Here is a 16,235-nt window from a genome sequence, read left to right on the forward strand (position 1 = left end):
GGCGTAAGCCAAGAACATCGGGAGCCGGATGCGGTGAAAATCGCACGTCCGGTTCTAACTGAGAGGGGCGGGGAATAATATCCCCCCTCGACTCAACCAAGATACTGGGCTTGTAAGAGCAATTCCTGCAAGCCGTACTGACCAGCCTAAGTCTTAACTGACTACGTTTGTTGAGTCACGACACCCGGAAATGCGTAGCTAGTTTCCTGCTCTGTCATTTGCAATTAAACAGTTCTAAGGTCACTGGAACAGTGTTGCAAGTCTAAAAAGCTCTTTAAACATTGGCGAAGCTCACTTTACTGGAATGGCAAGGCGCTCCCGGCAATACAGGGATTAGACAAGTACCATTCCTCTACTTGTCTAGCCCCGAAAGGGGTAGGCGGTTAAAACCGCTCGTATCGTTTCCCTCTCAGGGCTAAAGCCGCTGAGTTTCCCACTTACCGAGTATTTTCATGAGTCGCGCTAAAAAAGTTGTCCTAGCATATTCCGGCGGAGTCGATACTTCTGTCTGCATTCCTTACCTGATGAAGGAGTGGGGAGTCGAAGAGGTAATTACTCTGGCGGCGGATTTGGGACAGGGAGATGAATTAGAACCCATCCGCAAGAAAGCTTTAGCATCTGGTGCTTCGGAATCTTTGGTGATTGATGCTACGGAAGAATTTGTCAAAGATTATGCCTTCCCAGCAATTCAAGCTAACGCGCTTTACGAAAATCGGTATCCGCTATCTACGGCGCTAGCGCGCCCGCTGATTGCTAAATTGTTGGTAGAAGCTGCCGAAAAATACGGTGCGGATGCGATCGCCCACGGTTGTACTGGTAAGGGAAATGACCAAGTACGGTTCGATGTGTCGATCGGCGCACTGAATCCCAAGATTAAGATTTTAGCACCAGCGCGGGAATGGAAAATGAGCCGCGAGGAAACCATCGCCTACGGTGAAAGATGCGGGATTCCGTCGCCGGTGAAGAAGTCTTCACCTTATAGTATCGATCGCAATTTGTTAGGAATGGCGATCGAAGCCGGCATTCTCGAAGATCCTTGGGCGGAACCGCCGGAAGAGGTATTTTTGATGACAAAGGCGATCGAACAAACTCCCGACACACCCGAATACATCGAAATCGGTTTCGACTGCGGAAAACCAGTCAGTTTAAACGGCAAAGAATTAGCACCAGTCGCCCTAATTACCCAACTCAACGAAATAGCTGGAAATCACGGAGTCGGCCGCATCGACATGATTGAAAATCGTGTAGTCGGGATTAAATCGCGGGAAATTTACGAAACACCAGCCATTTTAGTTTTGATGCACGCGCACCGAGACTTAGAAAGTTTGACTTTGACAGCAGATGTCACGCGATACAAGCGCGGCATCGAAGAAACCTACAGCCAAATGATTTACAACGGCCTTTGGTACAACCCTTTAAAAACAGCTTTAGACGCATTTATTCTAGACACGCAAAAGCGAGTAACTGGAACCGTGCGCCTAAAAATGTTCAAAGGAAACGCCACAATTGTCGGCCGCAAATCAGAGAATTCGCTGTACAGTTTCGACTTAGCAACCTACGGCGCCGAGGATGAATTCGATCACAAAGCAGCCGAAGGATTTGTCTACGTTTGGGGATTGCCAACCCGCATTTGGTCGGAGAAGAATCGGGGTTAGAATGTGTTAACAGGACTTGTGCAAAGAAACCGGGTTTCTATCAAAAATCTTTGCTTTCTAAACTAGAGATTTAGGAAGAAACCCGGTTTCTGGCCTCGGCATCCAGCAAGACTGACAAACAAAGTCCCAGCAGAGTGGGACTAAGAGTAAGGTGGGCAATGCCCACCTTATTTGTTAAAATATGGATCAAATAATTTAAAAATCCTAGTGGGTTTGGTACAATAGAAGTGGTCTGAATCTAGTATCATAAAAAACTCAATATAAAGCCAATGGTTGCAAATCAAAGCCAAAATTACATCTCACCGGAAGAGTATCTGAAATTAGAAGAACTCAGCCAGGTTAAACATGAGTATATTCAGGGCGAAACCTACGCAATGGCAGGTGCAAGTGATGCTCATGTGACAGTTGCTGGCAACTTATTTGCACTTTTGAGAAATCATGTTCGGGGTAGTGGCTGTCGTGCTTATATGTCAGACATGAAAGCTAGGATTGAATCTAGGAATATTTACTACTATCCCGACGTGATGGTAAGTTGCGATGAACGGGACAAAGCATTTCAATCTTTTAAAAGACATCCTTGTTTAATTATCGAGGTTTTGTCAACAGGAACTGAAGGATTCGATCGCGGTGATAAGTTTGCTGACTATCAAGAATTAGAAACGCTTCAGGAGTATGTGTTAATTAGTCAAAAGCGGCAGCGGGTTGAGTGTTTTCGCCGCAATGCTGAGGGGTTGTGGGTTTTGTATTCTTACACCCAAGGAAGCGAAATTCACTTGGCTAGTGTGGATTTTCGCACTAGCATGGATTCTATCTATGAGGATGTAATCTTTACCAACGAAAGTCAGTCGGCGATTGAAATCGCGACTACACAAACGAAGTCCGCCTGCGCGGACTGAAGAGTAGAATGGATATTATGGCAGGATTTGGTATCATAGCTATGCCTGACTCAATATTTCCAAAAACTCCTGCACAACTAGAGCCGGTTGTTCGCTGCATCGGGTAGCATCGTAATGTTTGACAAGACTGATGCCAGAATCTATCGAAAGTCCGCACATTTCATCTTCTGCTGTGTTTTGATGCGATGATTCGCGGTCAATTTTCAGCATTCCTAACTTGTTTTGGTGGAATATAAGAAAGTCAGCTTCTTGGTTTTGTCTCCCTTCCGGTGTTGTGAGTCGGAGTTGGGAGTTGGGGATGAAGAGAGTGGAAGTGCGATCGAGTATTTCGGCAATTTTCACTTGTGCGTCGGAGTGAAAGCAAAAATCGTTCCAGTTAATTTTGTTTTCCGAGTCAGATAATTCTGTTTCACTGTCAGCGTTTATAGTTTTATCTAAATCAGCTTGACCATAATCAGCTTCATTTAAGTTTGCGAATAATCTAGCACCGCTTAAGTTTGCTCCACTGAGATTTGCACCAGTGAGATTAACTTCGATGGTCAGATTTCGCTGTAGATTCACTTTACCTCGTCTTAAATATCGTTTCAATACTGACTTGAGATTATCTTTTTTGACTTTTTCTTCTAGTGCTTTTGAAAGTAGTTTCCATAGTTTAGCACCAGCATCTTTGATATAATCATATTCATATTCAGCACTGGCTGCAATTTCTTTATAAGACCGCCCTTCCCAGGATTGACGAAACACTAGCTCTTGAACTTTGTTGAGGCGATCGTAGTTGAGGGCTGTTTCTGCGATCGCTATGGCTTCGTCAACGGTCATATGTTAAAGTCCCTTACTAGCGGAGCGTTAAGGTAGGCTGAGTATAGATTGTACCGCAACAGGGAACAAATCTTACTTTTTTATTACTTTTTTATTACTTTTTCTCACTGTTGAAGCTCATATTAAGTCGCTATTATACTTCTAACTACACAGGGATGTCAATATCAATAGCACTCATCAGCAGTCCCAAGGACTTCATTTATGTAGGGATAGAATTAATTCTTATTACCTGGTGGGTTCACAGTTTTAAAAAAAGGGGGGAATGATGGCTGCAAATAACATATCATCACAAGATAATGACCGACCTATCTGGGATGACACCAAGATATATATTACCAAAAATACAGTTAAATTTGGTTCTGATGTCTATCAATTTCGCAACATTACAGGTTTTGGTATATCACCAGTTAAGACCCCAAAAATTCCATTTCAATGGATTTTGGGATTGTTTGTCATTGGACTTGTTGTAGCTACTTATTTTAATAATGCTGAGATGAGAGCGGCAGGAATAATTATGGCGATAGTAGCAATTATCTGGTTAATTGTAAATACTTTTTCGCCCGAAAAATACGGTCTTAAGTTATATCTGAATTCCGGTTCTCCTATGCCAATATTTGTGACAACCGATATGAAAGGATTAAAAAAAGTAGTTGATTTCTTATACAACTTCATGGAAAGTAATGCAGAAGGTAGTTATGTAGTCTATTCGACCGATCGATCTATCCGAATAGAAGGAAGTGTGGGAGGTTCTGTCACAGCAGGTGATATAGGAGGCAGTTCATCAAGTAATGTTGGAGGAAATGTTTCGCGAAATGACTAAAAATAACAGTATTATCCAAATATCAATCAACTTAGGAGGGAATAATGGAAGATAAACAAGGTATTCAAATCGGAGGAAGTGTTGGAGGTGCTGTTACAGGAGGTAATATTCAAGGCACTTCATCAAGTCACGTTGGAGGAGATGTTTCATTCGCTATAAACGAGTTACCTTCATCCTCTGAACCTGATAAACCCGGAATCAAAGAGTTACTGATTGAACTCGAAGCAGCAATTTCAGCCGATCCAAATTTAAGTGAAGATGACAAAGAAGATGCTTTAAAACAAGTAAAGGAATTAGCTGAAGCTGCTACAAATCCTAATGATGCAGAAATGAAGACTAAAGCCAAACAGGCAAATAGGATGCTAGAACGAATTATGAAAAGTGTACCAAAAGCGACAGAACTACTAGAATTCTGCAATAATCTACTGCCATTGATTACTAAAGCGTTTGGGTTTTAGTAAGTGTTTGCAACTCTTAGAATCACGTCTGAGAGTTGCGAACACTTACTATCTTTACCACATAAACAGTTCTTTGTCAACATAAACATATTTGCCCAAAACCGTCAGTGGCATCATCTCCCCGCTGCCAAGCAAATCAATTGAAACCCCATCTCGAATCAGTATTTTAAACAATTCCTCGTCATCTTTGATCAAACTAGCATCTAATTCAATAACTTGACCTTCTTCCCTCATTACCTCCAACAAATCAGAAGTAGATACCTGAAATATTTCCTGATTATTGCACCGCGCAGTCAAGCAATTGCCATAACTGCCCGTAGCTTCAATATCAAATATTTCCCATTGCTTTAAGAGATAATTTTTGTCTAAATATTCAAGGATTTTTGCAACTCTCAATTCCAGTTTTTCCTCTGCTTCGCAGCAAAGTGTCACAGCCCATTTTTGACCGATATTGTAGGTAATAGCCGACTTTTCAGATTTCATAATGCTTCCGGGATTCTACTATATCACTTCACTCTTCAGACTCAAAATCCACGCGATCGAACATTTCACCCAACGACATCTTAACTCAATCCAGGAACATCCTCATACAAAGCAGAGATTGGACACTGAAAATTGATACTAGCCAACTCCAGACATTCCCCCTCACCGCAGGAAGAAAAAACCCAACGCCCTTCCACATCGCGACGGTAGCAATCTACATTCATCCGTTGTTGACCGATTAATACATATTCTTGTATAGTTGAGAGCGATCGATAATCCGCAAATTTATCTCCTCTGTCAAACGCCTCAGTTGTTGGAGATAGGACTTCCACAATTAGCGAAGGATAGCAGATAAAATCGGCAACAGAAGTAGTATCTCGTTCATCGCAAGATACAGCTACATCTGGATAATAAAAAGTATTAATTGTCTCAAATCTTACTTTTGTATCGGCCATAAAAACCAGGCAACCAGTCCCGCGCAGATGATTTCTCAGCAGAGTTGCTAAATTTAGACAAATCAAAACATGGGGATTACTTGCGCCGGCCATTGCATAGATTTGTCCGTTCCTGTATTCATGCTTGATGGGACTTACCAGTTCACCTTCTAAATAGTCTTTAACTGAAACGTCAGGATGATTTTTGCTGGCAATCATTACGTTTTCCTCGATTTTTATGATTAAATTTACTCGCTTAATTCGATCTTACTTAATCATGTTTTTTATGGCTACTAATCAGACTCCGACTCAAAATCCACGCGATCGTACATTTCGCCCAAAGACATCTCAAACTGCACCGAGCTCAACACCAGAACCGCTTCAGCACCATCATACTCAGACAAAACCCACTTATTGTCATCCGTCTTAGAAAACTGTTCGACGTGCATCTCGTACTGATCGATCAAAATATACTCCCTCAAAGTGGGAATCGATCGCAAAAGTTTAAATTTTTCACCTCGATCGTAATTTGCTGTCGATTTCGATAAAACCTCAGCCACCATCACCACATTAGTAATCGCATCTTTCCTCCCCTCCGCAAACTCCAGCTTACCCGCAACCACCATCACATCAGGATAAGTACAAAATTGCTTTTGTGGTATCCACAAACGCAAGCCCAAAGCAAATAAATGATAATGTTTCTGTCCTTTAAAAGCAAAATTCAAAGGAGTAATAATATCACCTACTATCATATTGTGGTTGGCGGAATTCGCAGGCATTGGTAATATTTGACCGCGACAATATTCACTTTTGTCCTCTGCTGCTTCTTCTAAAGCAAAATACTCGGCTGGAGTGTAATAAGGTTGTGGCTTACTCTCAATTACTTCTTCGCGAATTTCTGTTGATGCCGTCATACTACATCCTCCTGCGATCGTACTCACAATTATAACCGGATTATCCGCAATCAAAACAACCGCTCAAAGCTCACTATCTGTCATTTTAATTACCTTCCCCTCAAACTCAAAACCCCTCTCCCAACCATCCAAATACTTATCCATATTAGGCTTGAACCACAGCGCCGCTTCCCCGTGTCCCAACTCCACCGCCCGATCGACTAATTCATACCAATGTGTCAGAGGCTTCCCCGTCGCTTCCACCGCTTGCAAATAATCCCAAACCACCTTTGGCACTGATACCGGCGACACCGCATACCTCAACAATTCCTGTGCACCCTCCGGCGAAACAATCACATTATTCTCAACCCAAATCATACCCACATCCGCCGCCTCTTCCCCTTGCCAATTCACCTCGCCTCTCAAAACATAACCCCAAGGTTTGATAAAATTGTCAATCAGATACTGCAACCATTCCACATAATCATAAAATTTTTCCATGCCATTCCACTGAATCCCCCCGCCGTCAGCAGTCGGAATCCACTGACACCACAAACCGGGCTGAGTCTTTGGCGGGCGGTTGTAATTTACGATCGACAATTCCGACTCTTCATCCCACTTTTCATTGACAAAATAGCAGCCTTCTTCGCCCACAGGCAAACCCACGGCTGTTCTCGCCGCATCGGGAACATCTTGCAAAATTTCAGGATTTCGCTTCATTCGCCTCGTCCGAGAAAACTCTAATAAATAAAGAGTTTCGCTATCCAATAACCGCTGATTTAAATGAAATGTGCCTTCAAAGATTGTAGTGTATCCCATGATTTCTATCTATTATAAATGTAGAGATATCGAAGTCTACCTCAGAATAAGTTTTATTGTTTGTGGAACGGGCTTCTAGCCTGTTCCTGACATTGGTGTAAAATATAAGTTTAACCTCAGATGTTACACTATTTTAAGAACGGGCAAGATGCCCGTTCCACAAGAAGATTGAGTCTTTTTGAGAAGAGTCTCCAACCCTACTTAGTCTTGTCCAAATTCCGCGACTCCAACCAAATAGGAATTGCAATCCAAGCAACTGTTAATAGCAAAGCAACTACCGCAAATTGAGCAGCCCAACCTACTAACTTCTCTAAAGACACAACCTGTCCTAAGAAGTATGACAAACTTACCATTACGGATGCCCAGCTTGCGGCACCCAAAATATTGAAGAATGAAAATTGCAAAAAGGGCATTTCTGCAATTCCCGCTAGGGGGCTGGCAAAAATTCGCAGCAGTGCGATGAAACGGCCCAAAAATACGGCTTTAGCTGCATTTTCGCTAAACTTTTCTTTTAAGTCAAACAGTTGTTCTTCCCGAAAGCGGAAGATTTTTCCCAGCTTCAGCAGCAGGGGCCAGCCGCCGTATCTGCCGATCGCATAACCGAAATTTCCCCCCACAGTCGCACCGGCGATCGCACTTCCGAGCACGTACCAGTAATTCAGTTCCCCGCTGCCAGCCAAAAATCCGCCAGCAATCGTAATTGTCTCGCCTGGAAGAGGGACTCCCAGATTTTCTAGCAAAATCCCGAAAAATACAGCCCAGTAGCCGTAATCTCGCGCCAATTGCTGAATAGTCTCTAACGATAAAAACTCAAAAGACATTTCGATATTGCCTTCGTAAACTTTTGCAAAGCTCAATACTTTTATATATTGGCTCGATTCGGCCAATAGTGCAATCTTTCGCTGTGATGAAAAACACACTACACTTGCGATCGCCCGCTCAAGCAAAAACTAACCTTTCAGAGATAATCAATTAATCAGGAATTGTTGCGCTTGCATTCCGATCGAAAGCCAGTCATCTTACTTAATCTACCACAAGTGCGATCGCCTCCGATTATTTAGTCAGCCCGATCGCCTCTTGAAACTTTAGCTGAAATTATTCTGTCTTTTGACAGAAGCAGCAAATCAATTTACTTAGTCGCATTTTACAATCTTAGGGTAACAGTTATGCAATTTCCCAACTTCCACCAACACATCGTGCTTCAGCCTCAAAACTGCCTCGACTCCCAAGCCGGTAGTCTCCTGCAACAACAGCTAGCAGAAATTTTGCCCGATCGCCACAATCTGTGGGTAATTGACATGACTAGCGTCGATTTCATCGACAGTTCGGGGCTGTGCGCTTTAGTCGGCGGGCTCAACGCCGCCCGCCACCGGGGATGTCGCCTCGTCATCTGCAACCTCTCAGCCACAGTCAGGCTAATTTTTGAAATTACTCAACTCGACCAACTCTTTGAAATTTTTGACACTTTCGAGCAAATTATCTCAACAGCAACTCCCGCTTTAGTTGCTTAATAAAAATTCTACTATCTCCCGTTAATTACCCATAATTAGGTTCGTAGTAAGGACGAAGAGTCCTAATTGATTCATCAAGAAAGGACTAAAGTCCTCACTACGAACATAAAGAAGTAATTTGCATATCGTAAATAGGCTTATTTGTCAAGCAATACCAATAACAGACAAATAAATCCGGTACTTGAACGCCGACAGAAGCGATCGCAGGTGCAGCCGGAAAAGGCAAAAGTCGATCGAAACAAATCCTGTCCCCAACGAACCCGAACTGCATCAAATAAGTCGCCGGTGGCGCATTTAAAAGATCCACGAGCAAGCGGAAAGCCAACTCGTACAACTGCTGCCGCCAAACATCAGACAAATGCAGCGGTTGAGAGTAACTCAACTCGCTCGACAACTTGTCAGATTCCCCAGCGATCGCCTCAGCATACAGCGGCCCCTTTGCCGTCAACACCACCGGCAGCCAAAAATTGCCATCGCCGACGGACACTTGTAGTTCCCGAGCCACTCGATCGCGCGCCGCCGCAACATTAGCGCCAAATCGAAACACATATTGACCCGGAAAAACCAGATTGGACGGAACATCCAGCGTCAAAGGGCAAACGATCGCCCCCGAAAGAGCGATCGCGCCAGAATTGAGTTCAGAAACCGCACATATCTCGACTTCAGTTAAAGGATCGGATTGAGCGATCGCAGCCTTGAGGCGATCGGCCGAGCCTTGTTCGTAGCCTGTTACAATCACAACTTTAGGCATTGCCAAAGCTCGGCATTTGAATACCGCGATCGTCCTCAGGATCGACGCTGGGCAGATCCAGGCCCTTAGCCTTGCGGTTGCGTACCGCCAGACGGTAAGTCACGCTCTGTAACTCAGTGTGCAACTGGTTGTTTTCCTTTTGCAGTTGCTGCAACTTTTCCTTAATCGGCTCGATCCGCTCGGCAAACTTCTGGCGGTAAACTCCCGGCAATTCCTGAACCACCTGTTCGAGCATTCTAGAGCGATCGGTCAATTCTTGCACCGACTGTCGCAGTTGGTAAACCTCAGCATCGCGCTCGGCGATTTGTTCTTGATAAAAACCAACTTGCTCTTCCACGGCTTGCAATTGTTCTCGCATCGCCTGCATTTGAGCTTGGTGGCGATCGGAAACTTCCGGCGCCGGGACAAAACTCGAATTTCCCTTGACCAGTCTGAAAAGTTCTTGAGATAACTGCTGCACCAATTGGTCGCGCATTTGCAGCTCTTCGGTGAGACGAGATACCTCTGATTGCAGTTCTTTTGAGCTTACAAGTTTCGTCTGATTCACAATGGCCCTCAGTTTTTACATTATATATTTCTTTAAAATATCTTTACCTTACCTCAGAGGCAAGAGGCACTTGAAAAGTTTTGAACCCGCAGTCGCTAGAGCGATCGGTGACAAATCAACGACCAAGCCCAGTTTAACCCCGATCGGCACCAACATCAGCCGATTTTAGATTTTAGATTTTAGATTTTATAAGGGATTGAAGCGCACACCTACAGTTGCATGATTGCGGTTTGAGTCAAATATTTGGTTAAAAAAACCGCTTTTGAGAGACAAGTTCATCTGTGTGGCCTCGCTTACCTCAGAAACCAGGTTTCTGCGTAGATTTCTTATCCCTGTCGCAAAATTGGTAGAAACCTGGTTTCTAACTACATATCACGATGAGCTTTTTCTGGCAAGAGTGCGAGATCTCCAGTTTACCCGATCGCCGCCGAGAGCACTTTGCCAGCTTCATCCAAGGTGCCGCCAAAACAGATAATTCCGTCCTCGTGACCGGCCATGGCCAGAATTTTGCGATCGGCCAAATTCTCCTCGTCAAAAAGTCTAAACATTTCTAGCGCCATTTGAGGAGTGCCATAGGGTATCTCTTTTCTAGTAGTAGGAATTTTAAACAGCAGTTGCTGCCATAGTTGAGGATTGTGAACGTGAATTATCGCACGCACATCATCTCTGCGAAGGTACAGTGCAGCGTGAGTTAGAGACTCCGACGAAGCTGGTACGGGGCCGCGACAGCCGAGGAAATTTTGTTCTAAGTTAAATTCGGTAACAGTACAATAAAATTCAGGCCCCAGATTTGGCAAGTGTGCCGTCTGGGTGCCTGAAATAATGAACTGACAAGAATTGCCAATTCTGATACTGATGTTACCAAAACCAATACTATTTTCGTAGACGCCTATTAGTCCCCAAGAGTGGAGTCGATCGCGCCAGTCCATCAAATCTGCTATGTTCTCGGCAGCTAAAGGATCTGCCTCTTGCCATTCGCAGCGGTACTTAACGACTCCTTCATCCATCTATTTTTATTCCTAGCAAATCCACGACACACAAGTCAGCTTCTGAGACTTCACCGAAGTTGTCAAACTGTTTTTTTGTCTGCTGCCTTCTGTCGAGAGTGCCTGAGTGCCTTCAATAATTTACATTCCTGTGTCACCGTAATTGGCGATCGACATTAGCAAAAAGTATACTACGCAAGAAGAACAAATTATTCCAAACATCATAAGTCTAGCCTCAACAGGTCATTGCAAAAGTGGAAGGTAAAAACACACGCTTTCAGGCTGGGAGTTTGATTCTTGGCTCTTGCTAGATCGAGTCTCTTATGTGAAACTATCTAACTTCCCTCAACAAGTTATTGCTTGAGATTACAGTATTTCTACTGAGCTTGTTAACCCTCTCAACAATATTTAACGATCGAGTAGTCCTTTATCCGGGAACTTAGGTAAAATCAACCGTACATTTACTTATTTTTTATTATATAGATATTTAAGTGAGCGGAACACCAAATCCAAAAAGTTTACCAAATCAACACAAATGCCAGCCAGTATCAACACAAATGCCAGCCGATCAGGAGTGGTCAATTGCTAAAACCCTTATTCTTATTGCTTTTCCGTGTTTTTATATAACTTAATTAAGTTCTGTTAAGACCGCCCGATCGCCAAAACTAGCTGCAACCATTGCTATTATTTTTTCCCTTTTTTCATATATATCTTTGCTCGCGAAAAGTGAGGTATCTCTGAAACCTTCTTCCTGGAACATCTGCTCGCCCCAAAAAAGCAAGCCGATCGAGCAGTGGCTCGATCGGCTAAACTCTTCTGTGGAGGGCTCGCGCCCGCAGCCCTTTAAATGTGGAAATGATACAAAATGCTGCCGTCGTCTTTAATTTCACAGTTGGCATTAAAGACTTCAGCTTGTTGGTTCAAAAAACGCTGGGCGACATCCGGCGACAGCCGCGTCTCCATCGCAAACCGTACCAGAGTGATTTCGCCGCTGCCTTCCTTGATCAGTCGGTACAAAGCACTTTGGAGCCTTTCGCTCTCTTCTCGCTGAAAAGCTGCTTTGTTCCTCCAATCCGCCACTGAAGGAATCAAACCGCGACTTACCAAAATCGCTAACAGCAGGCCAACTCCCACAATCAGAGGCACAGTTGGATCGCTCGTGGGCGTCGCCACAATTTGTGGCGCTGTAGCGGCGGCCAAACTGCTCACCATTTCTTTTTCCGAGGCTTGCGTATCCGCCATCGCAAGCTGAGTTTTGTTGTAAACGTCTTGCTGAAGCTTCATTTGCTGCAACAGGCGAGCGCGCTCTCTTTCGTATTGGTCGAGTTTTTGCTGAGCTTGTTTCAGGTCTTGAGTGACTTGTGCCAAGCGTTGGTTGAGCGTCTGATTGACTGATTGCCAGCGATATCTGTTAATCAGCCGGCTTTTTTCAACCATGCCCTTCATCAACATATCCGCTGTTTTGATTGCTTGCTGCTGATCGAGCGAGCGATACCCAACAGCAATCTCTAGCGGTTGTTCCGGCTTAGAAATCTGGACGCTAGCATTTTGTCGAACTTGCTGCGGCGACAGTTTAACTGCATCTGCCACGGCTTTGACAACATTATCTGCCAGTAGAACATCCGGAGTCAGTTGCTCTCCCTGCTTGAGAATTGTCGTGCCCGTGCTCGAAAATTTGACTGGCGGATTGTTAGAAGTGAGAGTGCCTTGGGCCATGAATCCGGGTGGCGGAGCTAGGCGGTAGGCAAGGGCCCCTGAAATACCCATAATTACAGCGAAACTGCCTAAGGCAATCCATCTGTACTGATTTGCTGAAGATCTAAAACGTAAATTTCCCATTTTGATAGTCAAGTCATAACTTTCACTTTGCTTGCAGCTAGTCCCAAACCAAAGAGCGATAGTCTCTTTCTTTTGAGTGAAATTGACTGCTGAAAAATTCCTCAGATTGTAACGAAAAGCTCTCAAATCGGCTTTTCAGAGTTGCCAATATTCATGTTCGGAAAAAAGCATCGCAATGCTGTATTTTTTCGTAAATCTAACCTCAGCTTTTATCTTTAGGAATTCTCAGAAAATTACTGGGCGATCGGGATTTGGGAAGTTTGCTGCCACCAGCCGCTCATCGCGAGAGTCTGCTCTCACGAGCTTTGCCGTGTTTGTTGGCACTCAAAACGTTGACCTTTTCGCCTCTGGCAATCCTCCAGTTATTTTACTTCTTGCTGTGCATTTTGCGGAAGCGATCGGGCCAGATGCGTCGTTACTCGATCGCAAATAATAGCACGTCGCAATAAATTTTTGCTTTGGTTTAGGGGCGACGTTAGTTCTGTCGTGGCATTTGGCGAAAGTCTGAGACCTTGCTTGCACTAGATATTTTTTCCGGTCGGCATATTTCTACCCATCACAGTCACAGAAAGTCCAGTAATCGGGTCTACAGACTTGAGCAGCTAAACTCCCGCTTTGAATAACAAACTGCCAATTTTGTTCGATTTTCTCAAATAAGAGCCTGTCAAACAATGAAAAAAACCTTAAATATTCTTCCTAAAAAGTTACCAAGTCAGAATTATACCACGTACCAAGACTCTTTGCTACACATAAAAAAGTTGTGGAGCAGGCCGCGAGACCTACTCCACATCATCATCATCATCATCATCATCATGATGATTTGACAAAGGATACGATCGACCGTACCGACGAAAGTTCAGAAGCCGATCGGCAAAATAAGACCCTCGCGGGCCATAACAGCCTTGGGAAAAGCGATTTGCACGTCTTCGGCGATGCGATCGAGAAAATCGTCAGTATGAGCCGGATCGTGGTGAAAAATCACCACCCGTTTCACCCGGGCCTCCTTAGCCATTCTCACCGCTTCCTGCCAAGTCGAGTGTCCCCAACCCACCTTCGGAGACTTGGGGTTGTGATATTCCTCGTCGGTGTACATCGCATCGTAGATCAGCACGTCAGCGTCGAGGGCTAAATTGTACACATTTTCATCTATTCGATCGGGAAAATGTTCCGTATCCGAACAGTAAACAACTGAACGTCCCTGCCAAGTCACCCGATATCCCATAGCAGTATTCGGGTGATTCAGAGAACCAGTTCTAATCTCAATATCGTCCAGCATCATCGTCTGGTTGTGATCGATCTCGTGAAAAGTCAGATCTGCCGGCAAACCCATCAGCGGTACCGGCGAATTGGAGTGCAAAACCCGTTCGACGAAGTGCCGTTTCAGGCAATCTCCATCGGGGGGAATTGCCCCATAAATATCAAAGCTATTGCCGCGAATGAAAGCTGGGGCGAACATTGGGAACCCTTGAATGTGATCCCAGTGATAGTGAGTAAAAAACATATAAGCTTGCACGGGCATTTCTTGCAGCAACTGGTCTCCCAGCATCCGCAAGCCAGTTCCGCCGTCAAAAATCAAGCGTTTTCCACCGACTCGCATTTCCAAACAAGAAGTATTGCCACCGTAGCGAACAGTTTCCGATCCGGGTGTCGGAACACTGCCCCGCACGCCCCAGAACTGTACTACAAAATCATCTATACCTTTTATTGCTTCGGAGGGTTGAGGGCAATCAACGGGATTTGCCACTACAGAGGACAAGCTGATTTCCATTTTAAAATTCAGACTTTAAGGTTCCACATTGTCCGTGATGGCGCAGCAGATGGTCGCACAACACTAAAGCTACCATTGCTTCGACCATTGGCACAGCTCTTGGTAAAACGCAAGGGTCGTGCCTTCCTTTTGCCGCCAGCAGCGTTGCTTCCCCCTCTCGGGTGACTGTGCGCTGTTGCTGGCGAATTGTTGCAGTTGGCTTGAAAGCCGCGCGCAGAATGATATTTTCACCGTTAGCAATGCCACCCTGAATTCCACCGGAGCGATTCGTGACTGTACGAATTTCTCCTTGTTCATCAGTATAGTATTCATCATTATGTTCGCTGCCCAAAAGCAGAGTCCCCGCAAAGCCCGAACCAATTTCAAAGCCTTTGCTGGCGGGTAATGACATAATCGCTTTGGCCAAATCGGCTTCGAGTTTGTCGAATACCGGCATTCCCAGACCTTTGGGTACGTTGCGGGCGACGCATTCGACTACGCCGCCGATCGAATCTCCACTGTCGCGAACTTTTTCGATCAGTTCAATCATTTTAATGGCGCATTCGGCATCGGGACAGCGAACGATGTTGCTTTCTACTTGTTCTAAGGTAACAGTGTCCGGGTCGGCGACGCATTCTAAGTCTTTGATGCGTTTGACGTAGCCGACTATTTCTACGCCTGCTGCTTGTTGGAGAATTTTTTTGGCGATCGCCCCTGCTGCTACTCTACCAATTGTTTCTCTCGCCGACGATCGACCTCCGCCTTGCCAGTTGCGAATTCCGTACTTAGCATCGTAGGTAGCATCAGCATGGGAAGGACGGTAAGTTGTGGCCATTTCGCCATAATCTTGGGGACGAGTGTCTTGATTGCGGACTAAAATGGCGATCGGCGTTCCCAGAGTTTTGCCTTCAAACACACCCGACAGAATTTCGCAGGTATCTGCTTCTTTGCGGGGTGTGGTAATTTTGCTTTGTCCGGGGCGGCGGCGATCGAGTTCCGCTTGAATTTCCGATGAGTCGATCGACACCAGAGGCGGGCAACCGTCAATTACCACTCCCACACCCCCGCCGTGAGATTCCCCAAATGTCGATATCCGAAATAGATGCCCAAAGCTATTGCCCATAATGCTTTTCCCTGAAACTTAATAATTTTTACTTTAACTGGAAGATAGATTTCTCAAATATAGATTTAGCGTATTTTAAAGAATATAGCATTGAGCAGCAGGAGACGGTGATTCGCGCAACGCAGAAGTTCGATCGCAGCGGGGAGGGGGAAAATTGGGAAAGGGGGAGAGGGGGAGATGGGGAGAGAGGGGGGAGGGGGAGATGGGGAGAGAGGGAAAATCTTCCTTCTTCCCTCTTCCTTCTTCCTTCATTTCTAATCTTCGTGTTCTTCAAAAGGATCTCTCAATTCCTTAGCAGGAGGGCCGAAAGCCGTGTAGATCGAGAAACCGGTGATTGCCACCAGACACATACCGAGAGAAATGCCGAGAACTGCTGCTGGTTCCATATTGAGGAGCGATTATGAGTGATCCCCTCTATAATATTACAAAAAATAACAATTCGTCTAAAAGTCTA

19 protein-coding genes are annotated in these 16,235 nt (G+C 44.8%); 6 read left to right on the plus strand and 13 right to left on the minus strand.

Annotated features, from left to right (window positions below; genetic code table 11):
* Positions 1 to 452 precede the first annotated feature (452 nt).
* Together JGK36_RS11975 and JGK36_RS11980 are read left to right on the plus strand one after the other, a co-directional pair.
* Complete coding sequence (locus JGK36_RS11975) at positions 453 to 1,655, plus strand: argininosuccinate synthase (protein ID WP_293179989.1); 1,203 nt, start codon at positions 453 to 455, stop codon at positions 1,653 to 1,655.
* Between the two features lie 269 nt (positions 1,656 to 1,924).
* Positions 1,925 to 2,551, plus strand: coding sequence for a Uma2 family endonuclease (locus tag JGK36_RS11980; RefSeq protein ID WP_293179992.1), 627 nt, complete (start codon positions 1,925 to 1,927; stop codon positions 2,549 to 2,551).
* 39 nt (positions 2,552 to 2,590) lie between these two features.
* Here JGK36_RS11980 and JGK36_RS11985 read toward each other — a convergent pair whose 3' ends face one another.
* The gene (locus tag JGK36_RS11985; protein WP_293179995.1) at positions 2,591 to 3,370 is read right to left on the minus strand and encodes a pentapeptide repeat-containing protein; all 780 of its coding nucleotides are present in this window, start codon (positions 3,368 to 3,370) and stop codon (positions 2,591 to 2,593) included.
* Between the two features lie 262 nt (positions 3,371 to 3,632).
* Between JGK36_RS11985 and JGK36_RS11990 the strand changes: the two genes are divergently transcribed.
* Together JGK36_RS11990 and JGK36_RS11995 are read left to right on the plus strand one after the other, a co-directional pair.
* The gene (locus JGK36_RS11990) at positions 3,633 to 4,190 is read left to right on the plus strand and encodes a DUF6232 family protein (RefSeq protein ID WP_293179998.1); all 558 of its coding nucleotides are present in this window, start codon (positions 3,633 to 3,635) and stop codon (positions 4,188 to 4,190) included.
* A gap of 44 nt (positions 4,191 to 4,234) precedes the next feature.
* Positions 4,235 to 4,648 (plus strand): hypothetical protein, encoded by a 414-nt coding sequence (locus JGK36_RS11995; protein ID WP_293180001.1) that lies wholly within the window; start codon positions 4,235 to 4,237, stop codon positions 4,646 to 4,648.
* A gap of 54 nt (positions 4,649 to 4,702) precedes the next feature.
* Here JGK36_RS11995 and JGK36_RS12000 read toward each other — a convergent pair whose 3' ends face one another.
* The 5 genes from JGK36_RS12000 to JGK36_RS12020 form a co-directional block, all read right to left on the minus strand.
* On the minus strand, positions 4,703 to 5,131 hold the full coding sequence (locus tag JGK36_RS12000) for a hypothetical protein (RefSeq protein ID WP_293180004.1): 429 nt from the start codon (positions 5,129 to 5,131) through the stop codon (positions 4,703 to 4,705).
* An 80-nt stretch (positions 5,132 to 5,211) separates the two neighbouring features.
* A complete protein-coding gene (locus JGK36_RS12005; RefSeq protein WP_293180007.1) occupies positions 5,212 to 5,784 on the minus strand; it encodes a Uma2 family endonuclease in 573 nt (190 codons plus the stop codon).
* Between the two features lie 74 nt (positions 5,785 to 5,858).
* Positions 5,859 to 6,479 (minus strand): Uma2 family endonuclease, encoded by a 621-nt coding sequence (locus JGK36_RS12010; protein ID WP_293180010.1) that lies wholly within the window; start codon positions 6,477 to 6,479, stop codon positions 5,859 to 5,861.
* A gap of 63 nt (positions 6,480 to 6,542) precedes the next feature.
* Positions 6,543 to 7,277 (minus strand): hypothetical protein, encoded by a 735-nt coding sequence (locus tag JGK36_RS12015; RefSeq protein WP_293190115.1) that lies wholly within the window; start codon positions 7,275 to 7,277, stop codon positions 6,543 to 6,545.
* Positions 7,278 to 7,474: 197 nt separating this feature from the next.
* Positions 7,475 to 8,098, minus strand: coding sequence for a DedA family protein (locus JGK36_RS12020; protein WP_293151269.1), 624 nt, complete (start codon positions 8,096 to 8,098; stop codon positions 7,475 to 7,477).
* 345 nt (positions 8,099 to 8,443) lie between these two features.
* On the opposite strand from JGK36_RS12020, the gene JGK36_RS12025 reads away from it, so the two are divergent.
* Positions 8,444 to 8,788 (plus strand): STAS domain-containing protein, encoded by a 345-nt coding sequence (locus JGK36_RS12025; protein WP_293197027.1) that lies wholly within the window; start codon positions 8,444 to 8,446, stop codon positions 8,786 to 8,788.
* A gap of 97 nt (positions 8,789 to 8,885) precedes the next feature.
* On the opposite strand, the gene JGK36_RS12030 is transcribed toward JGK36_RS12025, so the two are convergent.
* The 4 genes from JGK36_RS12030 to JGK36_RS12045 all read right to left on the minus strand — a co-directional run bounded on the left by JGK36_RS12030 (position 8,886) and on the right by JGK36_RS12045 (position 12,839).
* Positions 8,886 to 9,539 (minus strand): hypothetical protein, encoded by a 654-nt coding sequence (locus JGK36_RS12030; protein ID WP_293197026.1) that lies wholly within the window; start codon positions 9,537 to 9,539, stop codon positions 8,886 to 8,888.
* A complete protein-coding gene (locus tag JGK36_RS12035) occupies positions 9,532 to 10,086 on the minus strand; it encodes an Npun_F5560 family protein (RefSeq protein WP_293151059.1) in 555 nt (184 codons plus the stop codon). The genes JGK36_RS12030 and JGK36_RS12035 overlap by 8 nt, the downstream gene beginning before the upstream one ends.
* 413 nt (positions 10,087 to 10,499) lie before the next feature.
* Positions 10,500 to 11,093 carry a class II aldolase/adducin family protein gene (locus tag JGK36_RS12040; RefSeq protein ID WP_293190114.1) on the minus strand — a complete coding sequence of 198 codons (594 nt, stop codon included), beginning with the start codon at positions 11,091 to 11,093 and terminating at the stop codon, positions 10,500 to 10,502.
* An 822-nt stretch (positions 11,094 to 11,915) separates the two neighbouring features.
* Positions 11,916 to 12,839, minus strand: coding sequence for a hypothetical protein (locus JGK36_RS12045; protein WP_293151072.1), 924 nt, complete (start codon positions 12,837 to 12,839; stop codon positions 11,916 to 11,918).
* Positions 12,840 to 13,086: 247 nt separating this feature from the next.
* Here JGK36_RS12045 and JGK36_RS12050 point away from each other — a divergent pair, with 247 nt between their 5' ends.
* A complete protein-coding gene (locus JGK36_RS12050; protein ID WP_293180028.1) occupies positions 13,087 to 13,344 on the plus strand; it encodes a hypothetical protein in 258 nt (85 codons plus the stop codon).
* Positions 13,345 to 13,767: 423 nt separating this feature from the next.
* On the opposite strand, the gene JGK36_RS12055 is transcribed toward JGK36_RS12050, so the two are convergent.
* The 3 genes from JGK36_RS12055 to psbN form a co-directional block, all read right to left on the minus strand.
* Positions 13,768 to 14,679, minus strand: coding sequence for an MBL fold metallo-hydrolase (locus JGK36_RS12055; RefSeq protein ID WP_293180031.1), 912 nt, complete (start codon positions 14,677 to 14,679; stop codon positions 13,768 to 13,770).
* Between the two features lies 1 nt (position 14,680).
* Entirely contained in the window at positions 14,681 to 15,781 is a 1,101-nt protein-coding gene (gene aroC, locus JGK36_RS12060) for a chorismate synthase (protein WP_293180033.1), read from the minus strand.
* Positions 15,782 to 16,035: 254 nt separating this feature from the next.
* Positions 16,036 to 16,167 carry a photosystem II reaction center protein PsbN gene (gene psbN / locus JGK36_RS12065; protein WP_193971847.1) on the minus strand — a complete coding sequence of 44 codons (132 nt, stop codon included), beginning with the start codon at positions 16,165 to 16,167 and terminating at the stop codon, positions 16,036 to 16,038.
* Between the last annotated feature and the right edge of the window lie 68 nt (positions 16,168 to 16,235).

The sequence above is a fragment of the Microcoleus sp. PH2017_35_SFW_U_B genome (assembly GCF_020737865.1).
GTDB lineage: Bacteria > Cyanobacteriota > Cyanobacteriia > Cyanobacteriales > Microcoleaceae > Microcoleus.